Raw genomic sequence first — 21951 nt, 5'->3', positions numbered from 1 at the left:
TTATTTTCGTTTGTCTTTGGCGCTTTTATCAAATGCAATAAGATTGAATAGTTCTCGCATTCTACTTCTTACTCGATTTCCATATAAATCCTCAAGTTCATCTGCATTAAGGTTTGTTGTAGCATGGGTTTTAATGTGTTGTTTCAAAAACATCTCGTAGCGTGATAACATAATCTCACCCATTACATTACAGTCTTTACCATAATGCCTTCCTATGGGTTCAACACCCAAATCGTCGAAACAAAAAAACTGACTGCTTCCATAATCTTCAATTACTTTATAGCCAACATGATTAAACCCAAAAACAATATTTCTAGAAGGTATTATGGTATATGGTTTTTGTAGTGGTACTATATATTTTAAAAGCCTCATTAAACTGGTTTTGCCACAACCAACAGGGCCTGAAAGAAGAATGCCTTTATCCGGGTCAATGCCATGTTTATTGCAGTTGTTGTAGTCTTTAATAAAATAGTTGCACAACTTGAAAATAATCGCTCTGTCTTCATCATAAATTTTGAAATGCTTTCCAAAGAGCAACTTGCCTTTGGCATCGAGATAAATCAATATTTTATCAAAATCGTAAACCATCGATTTGCCATCAAACGTGCCGATGGAGTATACCACACCGCCTTCTTTTATTTTAGAGGGGTTGATCATAATTCTTGTTGTTAGTAGTTTTCAAGTTGTCCTTATTTTGAGACACCTCTTGAGTAGTTTCAATTTCATTTGATTTTAGCATCCAGTTTTTGGCGGAAGCTTTCCAATTCACAATTTTAATTTTACCTCCAATTTTCCAGCCTATGGATTGATAGTGATTGTAAAATTTTTTCGCTTCTAGCTCTGACCAATTGTTTTTTTTAAAGAAGCTAATAACTTCATTTTCATTTTTTGGTAGCTTAGTTTTAATAGGGTTTTCTTTATGTTTATTAAGGTTTATATTAGGTACTAAAGCTTGTTCATTACTTGTTTCAAGCTCGTTTATCGGTGGTTCAGTACTTGTACCGAAAATGAGCATCTTAATTTGGCTTCCTTTAAGTGGGTTATGGGACGGTAAATAATTTATGTATTTCATGTTATGGAGTTGCCTTAAACATCTGTGATAAGTAGCTTTGGAACCAATTTTAGATAATTGCATAACTTCTTGACGATTAATGAAAAACACTTCTGGAAAGCGATTGAGATTCCAAAATTGAAACAAGGCCATATACAGACTTATGTGTGTGGAATTCAGTTTTTCTTCGCCATAAAAGTTTTGGAAAACCGCATTGAGATGTTTTATATAATTCATGCATCATCTATCAGTTTTTATTATTGACTCTATTGGCAGTCATTACTTTTTGAATTTCGTCGGCTTCATAGAAAATGATATTTCCCATTTTAGTATAGGGTAATGTGCCATTAAGCCGGAAATTTTGAAGCGTTCCTGGGCTTATGTTTAATAGATCCATCACTTCTGAAGATTTTAGATACCGCTTTAATCCAGAACCTGAATGTTTTATCAAGATTTTTTTAATGTCATCGAGAAGTTCCATTTTAAAATCTCTCAAATCATCGGTTGTTATAATACTTGTTGGCATAATTCAATTTTTTAGAAAAGGACTACCATAGTAATTGTGTTGAAATGATAGCCCTTAACTTGATTTGACTTTCGTTATGCAAAGTTGAGAGGTTTCAAGAAGATGATTTCACAAGCTATACCCGACTACGGTAAAAAAAATGGATACTAATATTTAGTGCCATTTGATTTAAAATGAAGCGTTAGTTTGATTCAAAATTGAAGAAATATCATTGAATTTAAAAAAACAGGAGGAACACCTGATGTGGAGTTTTACTGAACCTTATTCCTCAGCGTTTTCCATTTGAGTAATAAGTCCATCAGATAGGTCACTTAAAAACTTAGCTCTTTTAATTTTTCTTGACTTAATTTCTGAAAAGATTTTATAGACATCGCCAAGGTTAAGGTTGAATACATTTTGCAGAACCAAAGCTACTTGTTTTATGTCTGCATTACCGTTATTAATTGCGCCATAATAATGTAGTGCGTATATCAATTCTGTTAGGGCAGTTTTTGAAGCAGTCCATTTGAGGTTTGACTTGTATAATTCTTCTTTCCCTTTTGCAGAATTCAGATTGTTCAGTTTCTTCTTCAAGTATGTCATCAGTAACTTATAGCCCTTATGTTTCCCCAATAGCATATCACGGGGTGTACTGAAATCTGGGTCTTGAAAATAGAATTTAGAGGATGTAATTGGTAAAAAATCTAAATGGTCTCTAGTAAAATAGTGTTTGTCAAAATGAGTATGGCCAGCTTCTATATATTGAATGAAATCAATATTGTACAAGTAAAATCGATTAAGTTTTCTTAGTTTTTTCTTTATGGATTTCTGCTGAAGTAGTTTATCAGCTTTAGGGTATTGCAGTTCAAACGATCTAACTTCAGAATAAAATATCAATTGCTCTAAAGGTATTTGTTTAACGCTTTTGAAAAACAAAATTTCTTCGGCTCCTGTCTCGAATTTATTTTTTATAACCTCCTTTTTCAGACCATATAAAGTATTTCTTGAAAGTAATATTATCTCCTGGCTTCTAGATTCAATTGTATTTGTAGAATTGTTAATCTTGTAAAGACTACTTTTAAAATCGTCAACTATTGCGTCATAATCCATAATCCAACTATATCATCTAAGATTCGAGCTATTTGCCCAATCCTGAAAAATTAATTTTGGTTGGTGAAGTTTGGTTAAGTTTAAACAAATATGCCTTAGATAAATCTAAAATGAGAATATAAACTGTGTAGTTTGTGCGTATTTTAAATGTGAACTTTTATACGCACATTAGAATTACAAATTATTTGATTTTTTTAATAAATTCTTCTCTACTTGAAGAATTGGTCTTTGTGTAAATATTAGAAGCATGCTTTCTAACCGTACCATATGTAATGAACATGTTCTCGGCTATATTTTTATAACTATCTCCTTTAATAATTTGTAAAGCGATTTCATTTTCTCTGTTCGTTAGATTGTATTTTCCACCGATATCTTCTTTGAATCTGTATGTGTTTTTTAGCCTATATAAATAGCTGTTTATTTCCATGACGGTAACAAAGAAGAAAGAAGATGTAACAATGGTATGGGTGATTGGTTGAAAATCCCCAAAGTAGGTTAGGGCAGGTAGTAAAACCGGTGAGAAAATAGAACAGAGCCCTAAGTAAGTTTGGATTTTAAAATAGCGTTGCCGATTTGTTTTCTTTTTTAGAATTCTAAAGAAATATATTATAAAAATAATGGATAGTATAGTTGGGAATACTAAAAACAAACTTCTCGCAAAGTTGAGTGATTCAGTAATATAATAGGGAATTACAAAAAGTAAAACAAAGCATGTGGTCAGAATTAGTGTTAGATTTTTTATCTTAAAAAATGTGCTTGGTGTCTTTATGTTAAATTCTATATACAAATACCAAACAAGATAAATACAGGTTATGATTGATATTGAATAGGTAATTGTATACTGTATAATTTCCGAAGACGGAAATTTATCACTTGGGAGTAGCCCATTTAGTAAATTATATAAAAGGAAGAGAATTGCAAGTATTAAATATTTATATTTAGAACTCTTGTTTTTATTCTTACCTAGCCATATATTGAAAAGTTGGTAGGTTATAATTATTCCAATAGTAATACACAGGAATAAAACTACCCAATGCATGGAGGAAGCATATGTATACACGGCTGTGTATTTGTATTCCTGAGATTGAAGTTGCATATAAGTAGCTGTTATTCAATTTTATAATGTAAATTTGAGAGGCAACTAAAGATACTGAATTTTAGTAAGTACTAAAAATCCCCCAAATGTTAGACAATAAATACAATTTAGGTTTTTTTCCAACTCCACTAGAAAGATTGGATAATTTGTCCAAGAAATACCCTAATTATAATTTATGGATTAAGCGAGATGACAATACAGGTTTGGCCACAGGAGGTAATAAAACTAGAAAGTTGCAATATTTCATTTATGATGTGCTAAAAAAGAAATATGACACTGTTATTACAGCTGGCGCACAACAATCTAATCATTGTAGACAGACAGCAGCGGCATGTGCAAAGGCTGGTTTAGAGTGCCATTTGTTATTAGGAGGGAAAGAACCCGAAAACTATAACGGTAATCTACTTTTGTCGAAATTACTCGGTGCCAAAATTCATTTTACGGGAGATAATAGAAAAGGAGAAGATTTGAAAAGAGTAAAAAGTGATTTAGAAACTGCTAATAGGAAAGTTTATGAAATACCATATGGCGGTTCTAATGCCCTTGGGGCATTGGGTTTTGTAGATGCGGTAAGAGAATTGAAAGAACAGCTTAAAGAGAAAGACGCAAAGATTGACTATATATTTTTTGCATCTAGTTCTGGGGGGACACAAGCTGGACTTAAACTTGGGGTGGATTTATATAATCTTGATGTCAAGTTGATGCCGATTAGTATTGATAAAATTGGTATTGAAAATCAAACATTAGATAATGTGGTTTTAGAAATTTTGAAAGAAGGTTCAAGGTTCTTAAATATTAAGACAACATATGGTCCAGCTGACTCAGCTTTGATATATGGCTATGATGAAGCAGGATATGGAGTTATTACAGATAATGAAAGAAATGCAATTCAAGAATTAGCCCAATCTGAAGGTGTATTATTGGATCCTGTATATTCAGGAAGAGCATTTTACGGTATGGTAGATTATCTTAAGAACAATAGATTAGAGAAGGGAGCAAATGTTCTTTTTTGGCATACGGGTGGTTTACCGGCTAATTTTTATTATTCTGAAGAACTGTTATGAAACTATTAAAAATCAATTACATTTTCCAGAGCTTCATCTGCCTCTTTGTGAATAAAATTTGCTTGATAATTGATTGTTGTTTTGAGGTCTGAATGACGATATAGTTTTTGAAGCATTAAAGGATGAATTTTATCTCCGGCTATATTCCCAAAAGAATGACGTGCTATGTGCATGGTGACCTTTTTCCTTATGCAGTTTTTAACTGCAATTTTTTTAGACTATCGTTAAATTTTTTAGTTGCTGTTTTTAGTTTATTAAATACGTCTTTGGCATTACTTAAGTCGGCTTTTTTCATTTCAGGGAAAACAAAGTCATTTTCATGATTTTTATCGCCTAGGTATTGTTTCAAAATTTTATCCACTTTTGAAGGTATTTTAAGGGAAAGTAGTTTTCCATTCTTGCCCATTCTATAATGTAACCTTCCATCGTAGATTTGTGACCATCTTGTAAGTAAAACGTCAGATACTCTCATGCCTGCAAAATAGAAACTATATAACCAAATATTCAATGAATGTCTTTCACGTGATGATAATTTTTTTGTGTTTTCAAGAATCATCAGTTCATGTTCTGATAGCCCTATTTTTATGGTTTCTGGAAATTTTATTTTGAATTTATCTCCTCCAAAAGGATATAGTTCCTTGCTTACAACTTTATCCTTAATAGCCCGATTGAAAAGAAGTCTTATTAGAACAAAAACATTCATAACCGTAGTTTCTGAAAGTGACTGCTTAATTTTTAAATGTGTTTTTAAGTTTTTGAGGAAGCGTTCATCTATTTCTTGGAAGGAAAGTTGTTTGGACTTACAGTATTGATGAATGTAACTAATCCATGCGCTATCCGCAGATAGTCGGTTCAATTTTTCTTCAGATTCGAGTGTTTCTAAATGTTCTTTTGCAAAGTCAAAAAAAGTTAGACTTGAAGTTGGGCTATAAATTTCCTTTTTTATTTGGTAGGCGGAGGCATCTTTATTTTTAGTTTGTAGTATAATTAATCCCTTTTTAGTTTCAGATAGCTTTGAATATAAAAGGTTGTTTAAATCTTCAGCATTAGGGTGTGATCTCTTTATTTGGCTGTTTCTTTCATCCCATTCCTCTATCTCAATGTAATGACCTATCAGTTTGTACGAGGAACGACGATTTTTGGTAATTCTTATGGCGAGTGGATACAGCCCTTTTGCATTAGGCTTTTTACGTAAAACTATATTCGCGCTTGCAGACATTATTGACCAGTTTTGGTACGAAAGTCAAATCAGGTGCAATATTTGTTTAAATCCGTTATAAAGATAAGTAATTCTTACGGTTTCTGGGTACAACATAGGTACAACAAATATTGATTTTAACTGATACTAAATGACTTCAATGAAAATCACAAAACAAATAAATCATTGAAAATGAATTGTTTTGTGTTTCTTTGGTCAAATATACGCTAGACTTAGGATCTAGTGCCGCGAGGTGTGGGAGTTCGAGTCTCCCCGCCCGCACAGTAAAGGAAAAGCCTTTTGTTTTGCAAGAGGCTTTTTTGTTTTAATACTTGTCAATCTATATCTAAATATAGTATTCTGATTCTTTACTGAATTCTAAGCGATATGTTTTAGTCAAAAGCCATTAGCTTTCTGTAATCTGATTCGTAAAGTTGAAGAGATAATGAGTTCAATCAATAATCATTGAATTAGTAATTTGTTGAAAAAATAAAATTACTATCTATAGTTTTTTAATAGAAAGTAGCTTATTTTATATATGAACACATCCTTCACGTTATGATAGCAATATTAAAATTTTTTAAAACATCAACGATTTTTAGATACATCAATATAACAAATGTCTAAAAATGAACCATAAATGATTTATTGCTAATAAATCAACTCAAGACAAGGTGGTAAGCATTTATTAAATGATATATTTGGAATAGACCATGTAGTCGATATATCATGCGGAAAACATCTTCAATTTTTAAGTTTTTTTTCTTTCTAAATTTGTTTTGTGCATTAAACAGAACAATTGCGCAGAACCCTATATATTTTCATCATTTAACAACTGATAATGGTTTGTCTCAAAATGATGTAAATGATATTTTTCAAGACAATCAAGGATTTATGTGGTTTGCCACACACGATGGGTTAAATAAATATGATGGTTATGATTTTACAATTTACAACCCAGATTCTAATAACTCTAAAAGTATAAATAGCAATTTAATTTTTACGATAACGTCTGATAATACAGGAAATTTATGGTTGGGAACCACAGGAAGCGGATTAAATTATTTCAATAAATCGTTAGAAACATTTGAAAATTTTATGCATGATGAAGCGGATTTTAAGAGCTTAAGTAATAATCATGTAAATGCACTTTTTTTAAACAAAAAAAATGAGTTATGGATTGGAACTAATGATGGGTTAAATCTATTAGATTTAAATAAATCAACCGATTCTGTTAGTTTTAAAAGTTTTAACCTCTATCAAGAAGAATTGATTTCTAGTTCTGATAAAAACACGATTTTTTCAATTTTTGAAGATAGTAAAAATCAGCTTTGGATTGGAGGGTCGGATGGTTTGTATAAATTATTTAGAGACAATAATGGCGATATTTATTTTAGAGCAGTTAATAAAGATATTGACTTGCCCGGTGCTACAGTAAGAAGTATTAATGAAGATTCCTTTGGACGTTTAATTATAGGAACTGGGTCTGGGTTGTATTTACTAGAAGTAGATGATGGTTCCTACAAAGCTCATCCTATTTCTAAAGGTTCTTTTAATGTATTAGCTATTAATGATAATGATGTTTGGGCAGGAACAGATAATGGACTTCTATATTTTAACAGTCCTAGTAAAAATACTATACCAGAATTTAAAGGTAGATATGTTTATAATCCTAAAAACCCTAATAGCTTAAGTAAAAACATTGTTGAATCCTTATTTATAGATCATACTGGAATAGTTTGGGTTGGAACAAATGGTGGAGGTGTTAATAAATTTGACCTGGAGAGAAAACGTTTCAGGCATATTAAAAAAACATTAGATCCTAAGAGTCTTAGTTACGATAAGATTAGAGCTATGTTTGAAGATAGTAATGGTGCTTTATGGATTGGGACTGAAGGTGGAGGCTTAAATATGCTTCATAATAATGGTAACAATCAAAACTATAATGGTTTTAAAACAATCAAAACTATTCCCAAACCTTTTGCTTTGGCTGAAATAGAAAAAGGGAATACAAAAAAGCTATTTATTGGGGCTGAATCTACTCCAGGCCTGTTCATGTTGGATATCTCAAACCCAAATAATATATATGAAACTAAAATTATAGAAGAAAAAGAAATCACTCATAGTGTATTTTCTATACTACAAGATAGCCATAAAAACGTATGGATTGGCACTTACAATGGTGGTGTTCATCGTTGGCTATATAAAGGAGAGAATGTTCCATATCAAAAAGATGTGCTACTATATTCTAAAAACGATTTATTAAGTATTTCAAGTAATATAATTCGTAATATTTATGAGGATAGTAAGGGTAATATTTGGTTTGCTACTGGAAACGGATTGAATAAATTGATTCCAAAAGAAATTGCTCAGGTTAAACCTAAATTTAAATCTTATTTTCATAATCCAGAAGATAATACGAGCATTAGTCATAATTATATTCTTGAACTATACGAAAGCAGTAAGGGAGACCTATGGATAGGAACTTTTGGTGGTGGATTAAATAAACTCATTCCAGCTACAAATGGGCAATCGGATTTTTCTTAGCATATAACAATACCAATGGTTTTGCTAATAATGTTATTAAGGGCATTTTAGAAGATGCTGATAATAATCTATGGATATCTTCTAACAAAGGACTTACGAAATTTAATCCAGATACAATGAATATTAAAAATTATGATGTAAACGATGGTTTACAAAGTAATGAATTTCAGGAATTGGCATGCTTAAAACGAGATAATGGCGAGTTGCTTTTTGGTGGTATTAATGGATTTAATGCATTTTACCCTGAAGAGATTTTAGATAACCTATATAAAGCTAAAACTGTAATAACTGCTTTTTCAATATATAATAAACCTGTAGCAATTGGAGAAAAAGTTAATGGGAGGGTTATTTTAAACAAGTCAATAAATGATTCGGAACAAATTAAACTAAAATACACCGAAAATAGCTTCTCTTTCGATTTTGCAGCATTACACTATGCAGCTCCATTGAAAAATAAATTTGCATATATGTTAGAAGGTTTTGATAAAGATTGGATTTTTACATCTTCAAAAAAGCGATATGCAACCTATACTAATATTAATCCAGGAGATTATATTTTAAAAGTAAAAGCATCTAATAGTGATGGTATTTGGAACTCAATTCATAGTCAGCTTAAAATTAAGGTAGTTCCACCTTTTTATAAGACTATATTAGCATATATACTTTATGGACTTACATTTTTAACAGCTTTATTGCTGTATAGAAGATACACCATAATTAAAACAACTAAAAAGCACCAGTTAGAATTAGAGCATTTAGAGAAAGAGAAAAATGAAGAGTTACAACGTGTAAAGCTTGAGTTTTTTACTAATATTTCTCATGAGTTTAGAACGCCTTTAACACTTATTAAGGGACCTATAGAGTTTTTACAAAAAAACAGTAAAAATTTAACTCAAAAGGCTTTGCAAGAACAATTTAGCCTAATGCAAAAAAATGCCAGTTATTTAATGCGTTTAGTAAATCAATTGTTAGATTTTAGAAAAATCAATCAAGGAAAAATGACATTGGTGGTTCGAAAAAGTAACATAGTTACTTTTATTAAAGAAGTTTCAGAACCATTTCAATTTCTATCTCACAAGCAACTTATAGATTTTCAAATAAAAACATCAAATCAAAATTTAAAATCATGGTTTGATCATTCAGCTTTAGAAAAAATAATAAACAATTTACTTTCTAATGCCTTTAAATTTACTCCGGAACATGGTACAATTACTATTGAGGTTTCTCAGGAGATAGATAATCATATTAGTTACGATGATGCAGTAGTCATAAAAGTTATAGATTCTGGACCTGGAATATCAGAAAATAGAATTCATAATGTATTCGAAAGATTTTATATAGAAAAAGATAAAGATGATAAAAATCCTCAAGGTGCTGGTATAGGCTTAGCATTTACCAAAAACCTTGTTGAACTTCATAGAGGAACTATTGGTGTAAGGAATAATGAAGATGGAGGTGCTCAGTTTATTGTTAAACTTCCTGTTAATAAAGATGCCTATTTAAATATTCCAGAAATAGTATGTAAAGAGGAATCCGATAATGATTTTCTAATACGATCTTCTGAGAAAGAATCTTTTGCTATTGATATTAATGATGATTTACTAGATGGAGACATAACAAAAACAAGATCAAAACTACCAATTTTATTAATTGTTGATGATAATGAGGATATAAGAAACTTTATTAGGCAGATATTTCAGATAGATTATGATGTACACGAAGCCGAAAATGGGGAAGAAGGGTTTAAGTTTGCCTGTAAAATTATACCTAATATAATAATTACAGATTTAGTGATGCCTATAATGGATGGTCTTCAATTCTGTGAAAAATTAAAAACAACTAAAACTACTAGTCATATCCCCATTATCATGCTAACTGCTAAAATTTCGCAAGAGAGTGAATTAAAAGGACTTAAAAATGGTGCTGATGATTATGTTAGAAAACCTTTTGATACCGAGTTATTAAAAGTAAAACTTAAAAATATTATAAGAGGTCGAAATCTATTAAGAAAGCGTTTTAATCGTGAAATAAATTTACAACCTAAAGAGGTTACAGTAACTTCTACCGATGAGCGATTCTTACAACAAGCTATTGAAATTGTTGAAAAACATATGATGAATACTGATTTTAACGTAGAAATGTTAGTTAAGGAAATGGGGCATAGTCGAAGTAATTTGTACTTAAAACTCAAAGAAATTACAGGACTGTCTTCAAGTGAGTTTATTAGAAATATCCGTTTGAAAAGAGCTTTACAATTATTTGAACAAAGTGATTTATCTGTAAAGGAGATTATGTATATGACAGGCTTTAATACGGCATCCTACTTTTCTAAATGTTTTAAAAATCAGTTTGGAGTTATTCCAAGTGAGTATATAAGACAAAAAAATAAGAGTAATAAATAGAGTAATGAAAAATATATAAGAATTCGTTTTTTCTTTATAATAAAAAAGAGATAAGTTTTAATTTTTTGAAACTGGAAATAGTGAAATACGCTTATGTATTTCAGTTTACATCTGAAATATTTTTGTGATTAGTCAAAAAATAAAAGCGTTTGTATTTTAAAAAACACAAACGCTTTTTTTGAGTAAAGAGTATTATACTAATTTTTCACAAACTTAGTTTTTAAACCTGTATCCGTCTTCAAGAAATATAAACCAGTAACTAAATCTGAAACGTTTAATTCTTTAGTGTTTTTGAAAGTTTTAACCGTTTTACCTAAAACATTATAAACCTCAATTGAGTTAAATGGTGCTTTGGTTTCAATAGTTATTTTATCGGTTGCTGGATTTGGGTAAACAGTAACATTAGACAAATCAAAATCTTTAGCACCTAAAGTGGCAGATGAATTAGCAACAACATCATCTATATAGTATGTTTCTCCTGCTCCGGCAGATGATCTATCAAAAAAGAATCTAGTAAAAGTATTAAACCCAGCTGGAGCATTAATATCAACATCTGGATCTGCAGGGCTTCCAACAGTTCCAGTTAAATCAATTTCAAACTCTGTCCATGTGTTCAATGCAACTGTAATATTCTTAGTTATAAGAAAATTACCTGGATCTGGGTTCCCAACTTGAATTTGTAATTCAAAGTTTGTCTTGTCCACAGAATATACTTTAAATTTTAAAAACCTATTTGTATCCAAATTATAACTGCTCATTTCAGTAGTTGCATCATATACTGCCTGTAGAGCATTCCATCCTCCACAGCCAACAGTTTTAAAATATTGAACACTATTTCCAGTTCGTGAACCATCTGGATCTGTTACTGATGTTACAGTAGGCTTGATTGGTGCGCCAGGCCCTGAGGGTGTAAGTGTAACGTCAGGTTTGGTTGCCGGAGGTGTTATTTCCATGTCAAAAATGTCAATCTGTGCATGCATTGCAACAGATGTGAACAGCAACACTAAAAATGGTTTAAGTAATTTTTTCATCATAATAAAATTTTAGGTTAATTATTGTTTCAACAAAAATATAAACCACCTAACTTTTTAATAGAGACGCATGATTTTAACATTATCACAGATGATTCTGTCTCTATAACACATGTCTTAATTGTTATAACATATGGTTTTGGATATTGAAGCCTTTAACATGTTTTTGATTTAGTTTTGAACATTTTTAACACTTATTTGCATTAATTAAAATTTAAAATTTTAACAATATGTTGCTCTAATAAAACTTTATGAGTAATTGTGTGTATAATAGTTGTCATAATTTTGTTTTAAACAAAAAACAATTAATATGAATAGAATTATACAATTTTTATGCATCATTTTTTTACCATGTTGCAATATGGTATTGGCTCAAAATATATATGTAGCCACAAATGGTAATGATTCTAATAATGGAACCATTGGTAATCCTTATAAAACATTTAGTAAAGCTATTTCTGAAATGTCGGCTGGGGACGTTTGCATTATTAGAGGTGGTATTTATGAGGAAGAGTTATTAGTAAACAAAAGTGGAAATGCCAGTAACTATTTAACCTTTAAAGCTGCAAGTGGTGAAAATGTTGAAATTAGAGCGACTTCTGTTGTTAATGGTTGGCAATTACATACTGGAAATATTTATAAAGCAAATGTAAATATGTCTTCTATTGAGAGCAGATTACGTGCAGTTTATCATAATGACGAGTATATGGATTTGGCAAGATGGCCCAATAATACAGACGATAATCGTTGGAGTGTTAATTGTATACCTGTAACTGGGGGAGATGGATCTCATTTTATAGCAAGTGGTATCCCAAATATTGACTGGACAGGAGGGTTGGTGTACTACCTTGGAGCGCATTCAGGAGCAAGTTGGACAAGAGCAATTACGAGTAGTACTACTTCAAGAATAGATCATACAGGCGTAAATATTAATAGTTGGCCATTCAACCCTCATAATCCAACAGTTTGGAGAAATTACCCTGGGAATAATAGAGGGCAACTATATTTATTCAATAAATTAGAAGCATTAGATTATGCTAGAGAATGGTATTATGACAATGGCACTCAAACACTTTATTTTCAGACTGCTAGTGGCGTTATGCCAATAGACGGAGAGGTAGAGTTTGCAACTCGCAGATTTGCAGCAGAATTGAAGGGGAACTATATCAAAGTTGAAGGCATTAATTTTTTTGGAGGAAGTATTCTAATTGACGGAACCGATAATATTTTTCTTAACAATTCTGTTAAACATGGTAATGAAGGTTACGATGATTTAACAAATACTTCAGCAAACATAGGAAATGCAGCTATAGAAATTAGGGGAGCAAATACTGTGGTTAAAGGTTGTACAATAAATCATAGTGCATCAAACGGCATAACCTTAGTAAGATGGTCTGGTGGGTCTGATAACTCCGTAATTGAAGGAAACAATATAAGTAATGTTGATTATTTAGGGATACATACTACACCTATACGTTCACTCGCCGATAATGTAAAAATTCTTAAAAATACCATTGTAAATGCGGGAAGAGATGGAATGTATGTTAGTGGTTTTAATTGTGAAGTAGCCTATAATGATGTGTCTTTTTCAGAATTAATTAATAGTGATTCAGGTGTGTTTTATACAGTAGGGAATTCCAGCCTAAAGAATATAGAAATACATCATAACTGGTTTCACGATGCTACAGCACCAGCTTATTCTCATGAAGTAGGAGGACCAGGGAAAGCAGCTGGTATCTATTTAGATAATAATAGCAAGGGGTATGTAGTTCATCATAATGTGGTTTGGAATGTGTCTTGGTCAGGTTATCAAGTAAATTGGAATAATACAGATTTGGATTTTTTCCACAACACTATTTGGAATGCTGAACGTGCTATGGATTCGTGGGTAAATGGTTATGCGCAACAAAACAACAAAGTATATAATAATTTTGCAAGTTCTGGTAGTTGGTTTACAGGAAACGGTCCTGCTGAATTTGATATACAGGATAATGTAATAAGTGTGGTCTCTCCTTTTGAAGATGTTACAAATCAGGATTTTAGACCTAAAATTGGTAGTGCTATTGTAGACCAAGCAATGATTATTTCTGGCTTTACCAAACCTTACAAAGGAGTTGCGCCAGACATAGGAGCTTATGAAAGAGGAGGTACAGTTTGGACTGCTGGAGTTAATGCTACAGAAGATACTGGAGATCCTCTTAGTATATCTGAATTTGATGTAGAAAAAAGTTTAAGAATGTATCCTATTCCAACGAGTGATTTCTTAAATGTCAGATTTTCTAATAACCAAAACATTAATTCAATATCAATATACTCTTTGGCGGGAATCCTATTGAAGTCTATTTCATCTGACGAAATAAGCGAGAGCACAAAAATTCCCGTACAGGATTTGCCTACAGGTGTTTACTTGATTAAAGTATTAGCTCAGCAAGAGGTTTATACGGATAAATTTATGAAGAAATAATCTTAGGTATATTCATTGTGAAATTTTTAGTACTCTTAATCCAGGCTACAAATGAGATTATTACTATTACAAAATAAAACACCTCTGAAATTGATTTCTAAGGTGTTTTATCTTTGATATTGTACCAACAGAAAATAATACTTCCTCTTTAGCTCTATAGAACAAAATAAAATATTTGTAACTGCAATTGGAAGTAGTTCTTGAGAAAATAAGGTTGCATTGGTTGAAATTTTAATCAGTAAGGCCAATAAGAGATTATATCTCACAGTCTCTAAATTTAACATTCTTTTTTGTAACATTTCTAGTGTTAGCAAGTCTTCAATATAACGACTAACGTAATAATTTGTAGTTTTGCAATACACGAAGATTTTTAATATGGATATTAACGATAGTATCGAATCACCAATGATGCTTAAAGTAGGATTTAATAAACTACTTGAGCATTATGAAAATTTAGCCAAAAGTGATGATGACTTTTTATCAGCTAAGGCGAAGCGTGTTTTAAAAAAAGCAGAGCCATATCCAGAATTAAGAGATGGTTTTAGTGAAACTCAAATACTAAAGGATAGAGAAAAAGAAATTAGTGTAATTCTACAAGATTCTTTTGCTCCAGTTCTTACTAATAATGAAATTAAAACAGCATCAGTACCGTTTCATAACTTAATTTTTAATTCCTCAGAGCGCTTTAAAAAAATTATTGAAATAGCTGGGGATGGATTTGAGTTGAATATCAAAAACATGCCTGATGATGACAGGTATATTATTGCTTGTACCATTATTTTGAATTTTTGTTATGGTTATAATTTAAATTTTAAACGCCCGTTTTATTATGAAATTCCTGATGCAAACGGGATTCTTCGTTATTATAAAATTCTGTATAATGCTGATTTTTGTGAAATTATTCCAACTGAAAAGGCTAAAGAAATAACCAAAGATGACTATGATGAATTACTAGACAATTTTGAAAACATAGCGCTTTGGAAAGAAAAATTTCCACCAAATAGTTACATTTTTAAAGGCTTTGTAATTTCGAATATTTTTGATGTTACTGAAGATCAATCTATTTCAAATATAAAGTCTAGTCTTATTGGAGAAGACAAACGAAAAGAAGAAGGTTTTATGGATAGTTTCCATGAAATTTTCAGATCTCTTTTAGGAATAAATGATATTAAAGTTGGTTTTTCAATTTATAATGAAGAAGATGATATTTTTGAACGAGTTTATGGTGTAGGTATGCATAGTTATCTACTTGGAGATGCAGAGAATAGTAAATGTTCAGATTCTTTGTGCCATTGGTCTTACCATAGATTACTTGAAGAAAAAAAGTTTTTCTCTGTTTCTGATGTAGATCGCGATTTTGATATTTCAAAAGGGAAAGCACCTCATATTGCAAATTTAAAAAACCAAGGTGTTAAGAGTGCTATTTTTGCACCTATAGCTAATGATGAAGGCTTAATGGGGATTATAGAAATAGTGTCTTCTACACCTCAAACTCTTAATAGTATAAATGCAAATAAGTTGGTTGATGTGATGCCATTTATTGTATCGGCTGTTGAGCGTTCTAAGAATGATGAAGAAAACTTAATTGAAGCCATTATCCAAAAAGAATGTACATCAATACACCCAAGTGTGCATTGGCGTTTTGCTAAAGAGGCAAAAGAATTTATTAAGGATGAAATGGAAGGTAGAGAAGCGTCTTTTAAAAAGATAGCTTTCAATAATATATATCCACTTTACGGACAAATTGATATAAAAGGATCTTCGGAAGCAAGAAATAAAGCCACCCGACAAGATTTAACCCTGCAATTAAAAGCGATTAAAAATGTTTTAGTAAAAGCTTCAGAGCTAGAAAATTTACCGATATATGAGCAATTTATTTATCAAATTGATACCTATCAAAAAGGCTTAAACGAAAATTTTCAAGTAGATAGCGAACAACAAATTTCTAATTTCTTCAAAGATGATATTGAACCTTTATTAAAACACCTCCATATTGTTGATGTATTAAAAGAAGAAATTCAAACTTACTACGATAGTATTGATGATAAGGTAAATGTGCTTTATAAACACCGAAAGGATTATGATGATACTATTGCTAAGATAAATGTTGAAATGGCTTCGCTGTTAGATAAAAAACAAGTTGAAGCGCAACAAATGTATCCGCATTATTTTGAGCGTTTTAAAACCGATGGTGTTGAGCATAATATGTATATAGGAGAATCGATTACCAAAGAAGATAGCTTTAATCGCATTTACTTATACAACCTGCGTTTATGGCAGTTGCAAGTTATGTGCGAAATGGAAAATGCATACTACCTGATGCAATCAGATTTTCCTGTAGCGCTAGATGTGGCTTCTATGATTTTGGTATTTAATCAGCCATTATCCATCAGTTTTAGAATGGATGAAAAGCAGTTTGATGTTGATGGAACATACAACGCACGTTACGAAATTGTAAAAAAACGTGTGGATAAAGCTTACATTAAAGGCACAACCGAGCGTGTCACCCAAAAAGGGAAAATAAGTATTGTGTATTCTCAAAAACAAGACGAGTTAGAATACTTAAGTTATATTAAATTTTTACAGTCTAAGCACTATTTAGATACCGATATTGAAATTGTAGAACTTCAGGATTTACAAGCGGTAACAGGTTTAAAAGCTATACGAGTAAGTGTGCTTTATCATAAAGATGAAAATGATAAAGAGTTTTATACTTACAATGATTTAATGAAGGAAATTAAAGCTTAAGATACGCCTCCATAAAATTGAAAAGCAATAGCAAAAGAAATAACACTTACAATAATACCTACCATAAAAACGGAATAGGTAAGTCTTAATATTTTATATTTTTTATCTAGTACTAAACCCAAAAAATATAAATCTTTTTTCATGGAAGAGTACAGGTAATCACGGTCTTGCATCATTTCGCTCATAGCCCATTCAAATTCATCAAGTTTCATTTTATGAAAATTCCCAAAGAATAAAAGGTTTACTTTTTTGTTAGCAACATCCTCTTTTGTAAATTTTCCGCTAGTAACATTTGGTCTAGTTGCAAGAATAGATAATACAATAGATATAACTGTAAACACCACAAAAATAATGGTAGGTACGATAAGATAAGCGTTAGATGCATTATCCAATTTAGAAACCAAGTTAGATAACACTAAAGACACAATAATTGCATTTACCGATAGTAAAATATTAGCTTTAGTGTCAGCAATATTACTCAATTGCATGTGGTTTTTTAAAGTTACTCTAAACACAGTTTCAATACCTCGTTCTGGTAATTCTATCTTACTCTTTTTAAAGCTTAACTCTTCTTTCTTTTGTTTGAGTTTTTTGTTTTCTACATCAAGTTTTTTTCTAGATTTTAATAATTCCGATAAGTTTTTACCTTTTCGTTTATCCCAAGCACTTGTGGCTTCCGCTGTATGAAAACGATGTTTTGTAGATAGAAAATTAATGTTTTCGTCTAGCCATTCAATTTCTGTATAGGTTTTGTTACATTTTAATTCCCATTCTTTTCTAAGTAATTCGGAAACCTCTAAATAACTTTTACTTCCAATATGTGAGCAATCGGCATCTCTAATTATTTTTTCTAATTTGTTTTTAGGCTCAAATTCCATTTTAGTTGCCAAAATCAAATCGCATATAGCATCAATATCTTTGGGTTCACATTTTTGAGAACTTAAAAAAGCTTTTGAAATTATCACACTTTCCTCTTCATGATTTTTTATGCTTACTGTATAACCAGTATCATGAAGCCATGTTGCTAATGTTAAAATATATTTATCTGAATCATTTAAGCTTGATAGTTCAGCTAATTCTTTTGCTTTTTCAACTACACGTTGAGTATGTGTTAAATTATGATATAAAAAAGAAGTGTCTAATTTTTCATTTAATAAATTAGTTACAAATTTTTCTGCTTCAAAAATAAGCTCTTCCATAAGATTGCTCCAGTTTATCTAGTAAAAATACTAAACTTTAATAATATATAAGTGAAGATAGTATAACGCTATAATTCGTCGTAAATTTTAGTAATCCTTTCAGAGAATTCAAAAGCACTTAGATTGTAAGTTTTTAATTGTAATTTCGACTATCTTTAGGTTGAAAAAGCATATATTAATTTAACAAAGAAAGGACAAACAATATGCTAACTTGGAAAGAAGTCATCAACTTTTCCGTAAAAGGAAACCCAACTCCTGATAAGCGAGTTGAAAAAATAGAAGCCGAATGGCAAGCTCAATTAACTCCAGAACAATTCAGAATTACAAGGCTTAAAGGTACGGAACGTCCACATAGTGGTGCACTCTGTGGTATTCACGAAGCTGGAAAATACAATTGCGTGTGTTGCGATACACCGTTGTTTGATTCTACAATAAAGTTTGAATCTGGTACAGGATGGCCTAGTTTTACACAGCCCATTAAGGAAAATGCCATTAAATACGAACGAGATACAGCTTTTGGAATGGTACGTGTTGAGGTAATGTGTAACACATGCGATGCGCATTTAGGGCACGTATTTCCTGATGGACCAGAACCTAGCGGATTGCGATATTGTATCAATTCAGAATCTATGCAATTGGAAAAAATCTAAAAATTCCATGTAAATAAAATTAAAAAGAAAGGGACAATATATGTCTAATCAATTAGAAGAGAAACAAGTATTTAAAGCTCCAGAATTTGAAGTTAAAAACTGGATTGATGCCAATGGAAATAAAACTGAACCCATAAAACTTTCAGATTTTAAAGGCAAGTTTAAGGTTGTGTATTGTTTTCAAAGTTGGTGCCCTGGATGTCATAGCAAAGGTTTGCCAGATTTAAAGAAAATGGTTGATGCCATAAAAGACAATGAAAATGTTACGTTTTTAGCAGTCCAAACAGTTTTTGAAGGACATCATGAAAATACTTTAGATAAGGTTGAAGAAACTCAAAAGCAATACGGTTTAAAAATTCCTTTTGGACATGATGCTGGGAATGATGGTCAATCTATTTCTAATATTATGAAGAACTATCAAACAGGAGGAACACCTTGGTTTTTATTTATAGATAAGCAAGATAATGTGGTATTTTCAGATTTTCATTTGAATCCTGATGTAGCTATAGAGGTGCTTAAAACCATGTAAAAATATGAAACCTGAAATTAAAATTTATGGCACCGAAAGGTGCCATAAAAGTCAGTATTATAAAAGATATTTAGATGATTTAAATTTGAATTACGAGTTTCTAGACGTTGAATTAATTGAAGCTAATGCAGAAGCATTAAGAAACTTATATGAAAACAGAAAACTTAATTTTCCAACAATAACTATTGGAGTTAAGAAATTAAGAAATCCGTCTGATACTGATTTAAAAAAATGGATTGGAAAATTAATATGAAACTAAACATAAAAGATAAATTCAATACAAAATTACCTGCAGATTCAGTTTTGGAGAATTCCAGAAGGCAAGTATATAAGGCATCTTTTTCGTATACATTACCTAAACAAACAGCAAAACCAGAGTTACTTCATGTATCTCCTGAAATGTTAGAAAATTTAGGGCTGTCAAAAGATGATGTAAAAGCAAAGCGTTTTTAAATGTGTTTTCAGGAAATAAAGTTCTAGAAAACACGAAGCCATATGCAATGTGTTATGGCGGACACCAATTTGGAAATTGGGCTGGACAATTAGGAGATGGTCGTGCCATCAATTTGTTTGAAGTAGAGCATAATAAAACCAATTGGCAAGTCCAACTTAAAGGGGCTGGAGAAACACCATATTCAAGAACTGCAGACGGCTTTAGCAGTATTGCGTTCCTCAATCCGTGAGTATTTGTGTAGTGAAGCAATGTTCCATTTAGGAGTACCAACAACTAGAGCTTTATCTTTAGCACTATCTGGCGATAAGGTGTTGCGTGATGTGATGTATGATGGAAATTCAGCTTATGAAAAGGGCGCTATTGTTTGCAGAACAGCCGAATCGTTTTTGCGTTTTGGTAGTTATCAAATATTTGCGTCAAGACAAGATAATGAGAATTTAAAACGATTAGTAGATTACACAATACATCATCATTTTTCGCATTTAGGTAAACCTTCAAAGGAAACGTATATCGCATTTTTTAAAGAAGTTTCAGAACGCACTTTAGATATGATAATTCATTGGCAACGTGTTGGTTTTGTACATGGTGTAATGAATACAGATAATATGTCAATCTTAGGTTTAACCATAGATTACGGGCCATATGGTTGGTTGGAAGGTTATGAATATGGCTGGACGCCAAATACAACCGATAGACAAAATAAGCGTTATCGTTATGGAAATCAGCCTAATATTGGTCTGTGGAATTTGCTACAATTAGCAAACGCCATTTATCCATTAGTTGATGAAGCTGAGCCTTTTGAAACCATTTTGAATCAGTACAAAGCAGATTTTGAAACGAAGCTTTTAAACATGATGCGCTCTAAATTAGGTTTGTATAATGAAGACGAAAACGATCAAAAATTTATTTTAGAATTAGAAGATATTTTACATCAAACAGAAACGGATATGACTATTTTCTTCAGAAATTTAAGTGATTTCAAAAAAGAAAATAAAGCTAAAGGTTTGAAAGTAATACACGATGCTTTTTATAAACCAGAAGAGGTTGTTGGAAATATTGAAAAACGCTGGAACGGTTGGTTTCAAAAATATGCTAAAAGGTTACAACAGGAATCGTTTTCAGATAAAGAGCGACAAGTAAAAATGAATGCCGTTAATCCTAAATACGTTCTAAGAAATTACATGGCGCAATTAGCTATTGACGATGCTAATGAAGGTAATTATAAGTTAATAGATGAGTTGTTTCAAATGCTTAAAAAACCTTATGATGAACAATCAGAGTATCAAAAATGGTTTGCTAAACGTCCAGACTGGGCGAGACATAAAGTTGGCTGTTCCATGTTGTCTTGCAGTTCGTAATCGATTAAAATTAAAAAGAAAACTATGAGTAATTATAAAAAAGCATATATAGCAGGAGGTTGCTTCTGGGGAATGGAAGATTTATTTAGAACACGCCCCGGAATTAAAGATACCGAAGTTGGTTACATAGGTGGAGAAAATGATAATCCTACATATAAAAATCATCCTGGGCATGCCGAAGGGATAGAGTTAGTTTACGACCCTAATGAAACATCATTTAGAGAAATTCTAGATTATTTCTTTAGAATTCATAATCCTACAACAATAGACAGACAAGGGAATGATAGAGGTTCAAGCTATAGGTCTGCCATATTTTTTCAGAATGAAGAAGAAAAAAGAAGCGGAAAATATTATTAAAATTGTGAATGCTTCTGGTAAATGGGAAGGAGAAGTTGTAACCACATTAGAACAATATTCAACATTTTGGAAAGCAGAACCAGAGCATCAAGATTACTTAGTGAGAATTCCTAATGGATACACTTGTCATTTTGAACGATTTGATGAGAGTTTTATCTAAAAACGTTATGCTTTAGTCAATAGAAATA

Annotated in this window: 17 protein-coding genes and 3 pseudogenes; 11 read left to right on the top strand and 9 right to left on the bottom strand. The window is 31.3% G+C overall.

Annotated features, from left to right (window positions below; all coding sequences use genetic code 11):
- The 5 genes from AC0L5U_RS10870 to AC0L5U_RS10850 form a co-directional block, all read right to left on the bottom strand.
- Positions 1-657 (bottom strand): ATPase, encoded by a 657-nt coding sequence (locus tag AC0L5U_RS10870; protein ID WP_473416440.1) that lies wholly within the window; start codon positions 655-657, stop codon positions 1-3.
- The gene (locus tag AC0L5U_RS10865) at positions 641-1288 is read right to left on the bottom strand and encodes a hypothetical protein (protein ID WP_473416439.1); all 648 of its coding nucleotides are present in this window, start codon (positions 1286-1288) and stop codon (positions 641-643) included. Before AC0L5U_RS10865 ends, AC0L5U_RS10870 begins: the two co-directional genes overlap by 17 nt.
- A gap of 10 nt (positions 1289-1298) precedes the next feature.
- Complete coding sequence (locus AC0L5U_RS10860) at positions 1299-1577, bottom strand: helix-turn-helix domain-containing protein (protein WP_473416438.1); 279 nt, start codon at positions 1575-1577, stop codon at positions 1299-1301.
- Between the two features lie 261 nt (positions 1578-1838).
- Positions 1839-2666, bottom strand: a complete 828-nt coding sequence (locus tag AC0L5U_RS10855; RefSeq protein ID WP_473416437.1) for an RteC domain-containing protein — start codon at positions 2664-2666, stop codon at positions 1839-1841.
- Between the two features lie 181 nt (positions 2667-2847).
- On the bottom strand, positions 2848-3093 hold the full coding sequence (locus tag AC0L5U_RS10850; protein ID WP_473416436.1) for a helix-turn-helix transcriptional regulator: 246 nt from the start codon (positions 3091-3093) through the stop codon (positions 2848-2850).
- 755 nt (positions 3094-3848) lie between these two features.
- Between AC0L5U_RS10850 and AC0L5U_RS10845 the strand changes: the two genes are divergently transcribed.
- Complete coding sequence (locus tag AC0L5U_RS10845) at positions 3849-4826, top strand: D-cysteine desulfhydrase family protein (RefSeq protein ID WP_473416435.1); 978 nt, start codon at positions 3849-3851, stop codon at positions 4824-4826.
- Between the two features lie 5 nt (positions 4827-4831).
- Here AC0L5U_RS10845 and AC0L5U_RS10840 read toward each other — a convergent pair whose 3' ends face one another.
- Both AC0L5U_RS10840 and AC0L5U_RS10835 read right to left on the bottom strand, forming a co-directional pair.
- Positions 4832-4999 carry a hypothetical protein gene (locus AC0L5U_RS10840; protein WP_473416434.1) on the bottom strand — a complete coding sequence of 56 codons (168 nt, stop codon included), beginning with the start codon at positions 4997-4999 and terminating at the stop codon, positions 4832-4834.
- A gap of 14 nt (positions 5000-5013) precedes the next feature.
- Positions 5014-6045, bottom strand: coding sequence for a phage integrase SAM-like domain-containing protein (locus AC0L5U_RS10835; RefSeq protein WP_473416433.1), 1032 nt, complete (start codon positions 6043-6045; stop codon positions 5014-5016).
- 753 nt (positions 6046-6798) lie between these two features.
- Here AC0L5U_RS10835 and AC0L5U_RS10830 point away from each other — a divergent pair.
- From AC0L5U_RS10830 to AC0L5U_RS10820, 3 genes and pseudogenes are all read left to right on the top strand, one after another.
- Positions 6799-8571, top strand: coding sequence for a ligand-binding sensor domain-containing protein (locus tag AC0L5U_RS10830; protein ID WP_473416432.1), 1773 nt, complete (start codon positions 6799-6801; stop codon positions 8569-8571).
- Positions 8556-8627, top strand: a pseudogene (locus AC0L5U_RS10825) (hypothetical protein); the annotation flags it as partial. The gene AC0L5U_RS10830 and the pseudogene AC0L5U_RS10825, both read left to right, overlap by 16 nt.
- Positions 8628-8687: 60 nt before the next feature.
- Positions 8688-10973 (top strand): hybrid sensor histidine kinase/response regulator transcription factor, encoded by a 2286-nt coding sequence (locus tag AC0L5U_RS10820; RefSeq protein ID WP_473416431.1) that lies wholly within the window; start codon positions 8688-8690, stop codon positions 10971-10973.
- A gap of 197 nt (positions 10974-11170) precedes the next feature.
- On the opposite strand, the gene AC0L5U_RS10815 is transcribed toward AC0L5U_RS10820, so the two are convergent.
- Positions 11171-12007 carry a T9SS type A sorting domain-containing protein gene (locus AC0L5U_RS10815; protein ID WP_473416430.1) on the bottom strand — a complete coding sequence of 279 codons (837 nt, stop codon included), beginning with the start codon at positions 12005-12007 and terminating at the stop codon, positions 11171-11173.
- A gap of 307 nt (positions 12008-12314) precedes the next feature.
- Between AC0L5U_RS10815 and AC0L5U_RS10810 the strand changes: the two genes are divergently transcribed.
- Positions 12315-14468, top strand: a complete 2154-nt coding sequence (locus tag AC0L5U_RS10810) for a T9SS type A sorting domain-containing protein (RefSeq protein WP_473416429.1) — start codon at positions 12315-12317, stop codon at positions 14466-14468.
- A gap of 375 nt (positions 14469-14843) precedes the next feature.
- Positions 14844-17216: a GAF domain-containing protein gene (locus tag AC0L5U_RS10805; protein WP_473416428.1), complete on the top strand. Its 2373-nt coding sequence runs from the start codon at positions 14844-14846 to the stop codon at positions 17214-17216.
- Here the strand turns inward: AC0L5U_RS10805 and AC0L5U_RS10800 are convergent.
- Complete coding sequence (locus AC0L5U_RS10800; protein ID WP_473416427.1) at positions 17213-18415, bottom strand: Pycsar system effector family protein; 1203 nt, start codon at positions 18413-18415, stop codon at positions 17213-17215. The two genes, AC0L5U_RS10805 and AC0L5U_RS10800, sit on opposite strands and share 4 nt — an antisense overlap.
- 203 nt (positions 18416-18618) lie before the next feature.
- Here AC0L5U_RS10800 and msrB point away from each other — a divergent pair, with 203 nt between their 5' ends.
- The 5 genes and pseudogenes from msrB to msrA all read left to right on the top strand — a co-directional run bounded on the left by msrB (position 18619) and on the right by msrA (position 21923).
- Positions 18619-19065, top strand: coding sequence for a peptide-methionine (R)-S-oxide reductase MsrB (msrB, locus tag AC0L5U_RS10795; RefSeq protein WP_473416426.1), 447 nt, complete (start codon positions 18619-18621; stop codon positions 19063-19065).
- Between the two features lie 40 nt (positions 19066-19105).
- Positions 19106-19594, top strand: a complete 489-nt coding sequence (locus AC0L5U_RS10790; protein WP_473416425.1) for a peroxiredoxin family protein — start codon at positions 19106-19108, stop codon at positions 19592-19594.
- 4 nt (positions 19595-19598) lie between these two features.
- A complete protein-coding gene (locus AC0L5U_RS10785) occupies positions 19599-19847 on the top strand; it encodes a glutaredoxin family protein (protein ID WP_473416424.1) in 249 nt (82 codons plus the stop codon).
- Positions 19844-21406, top strand: a pseudogene (locus AC0L5U_RS10780) (protein adenylyltransferase SelO). Before AC0L5U_RS10785 ends, AC0L5U_RS10780 begins: the two are co-directional and overlap by 4 nt.
- 24 nt (positions 21407-21430) lie before the next feature.
- Positions 21431-21923 (top strand): annotated as a pseudogene (msrA, locus tag AC0L5U_RS10775) (peptide-methionine (S)-S-oxide reductase MsrA).
- Positions 21924-21951: the final 28 nt, after the last annotated feature.

This window comes from Jejuia sp. G7-7, assembly GCF_055808955.1.
Note: the sequence above shows the minus strand (reverse complement) of the source record. Positions and strands in the feature narration are given on the sequence as shown.

Bases quoted from the DNA above. Each gene is read 5' to 3' on its own strand.
- AC0L5U_RS10870 (WP_473416440.1), bottom strand. From the start codon at position 657: ATGATCAACCCCTCTAAAATAAAAGAAGGCGGTGTGGTATACTCCATC.
- AC0L5U_RS10865 (WP_473416439.1), bottom strand. From the start codon at position 1,288: ATGAATTATATAAAACATCTCAATGCGGTTTTCCAAAACTTTTATGGC.
- AC0L5U_RS10860 (WP_473416438.1), bottom strand. From the start codon at position 1,577: ATGCCAACAAGTATTATAACAACCGATGATTTGAGAGATTTTAAAATG.
- AC0L5U_RS10855 (WP_473416437.1), bottom strand. From the start codon at position 2,666: ATGGATTATGACGCAATAGTTGACGATTTTAAAAGTAGTCTTTACAAG.
- AC0L5U_RS10850 (WP_473416436.1), bottom strand. From the start codon at position 3,093: ATGGAAATAAACAGCTATTTATATAGGCTAAAAAACACATACAGATTC.
- AC0L5U_RS10845 (WP_473416435.1), top strand. From the start codon at position 3,849: ATGTTAGACAATAAATACAATTTAGGTTTTTTTCCAACTCCACTAGAA.
- AC0L5U_RS10840 (WP_473416434.1), bottom strand. From the start codon at position 4,999: ATGCACATAGCACGTCATTCTTTTGGGAATATAGCCGGAGATAAAATT.
- AC0L5U_RS10835 (WP_473416433.1), bottom strand. From the start codon at position 6,045: ATGTCTGCAAGCGCGAATATAGTTTTACGTAAAAAGCCTAATGCAAAA.
- AC0L5U_RS10820 (WP_473416431.1), top strand. From the start codon at position 8,688: ATGAATATTAAAAATTATGATGTAAACGATGGTTTACAAAGTAATGAA.
- AC0L5U_RS10815 (WP_473416430.1), bottom strand. From the start codon at position 12,007: ATGATGAAAAAATTACTTAAACCATTTTTAGTGTTGCTGTTCACATCT.
- AC0L5U_RS10810 (WP_473416429.1), top strand. From the start codon at position 12,315: ATGAATAGAATTATACAATTTTTATGCATCATTTTTTTACCATGTTGC.
- AC0L5U_RS10805 (WP_473416428.1), top strand. From the start codon at position 14,844: ATGGATATTAACGATAGTATCGAATCACCAATGATGCTTAAAGTAGGA.
- AC0L5U_RS10800 (WP_473416427.1), bottom strand. From the start codon at position 18,415: ATGGAAGAGCTTATTTTTGAAGCAGAAAAATTTGTAACTAATTTATTA.
- msrB (WP_473416426.1), top strand. From the start codon at position 18,619: ATGCTAACTTGGAAAGAAGTCATCAACTTTTCCGTAAAAGGAAACCCA.
- AC0L5U_RS10790 (WP_473416425.1), top strand. From the start codon at position 19,106: ATGTCTAATCAATTAGAAGAGAAACAAGTATTTAAAGCTCCAGAATTT.
- AC0L5U_RS10785 (WP_473416424.1), top strand. From the start codon at position 19,599: ATGAAACCTGAAATTAAAATTTATGGCACCGAAAGGTGCCATAAAAGT.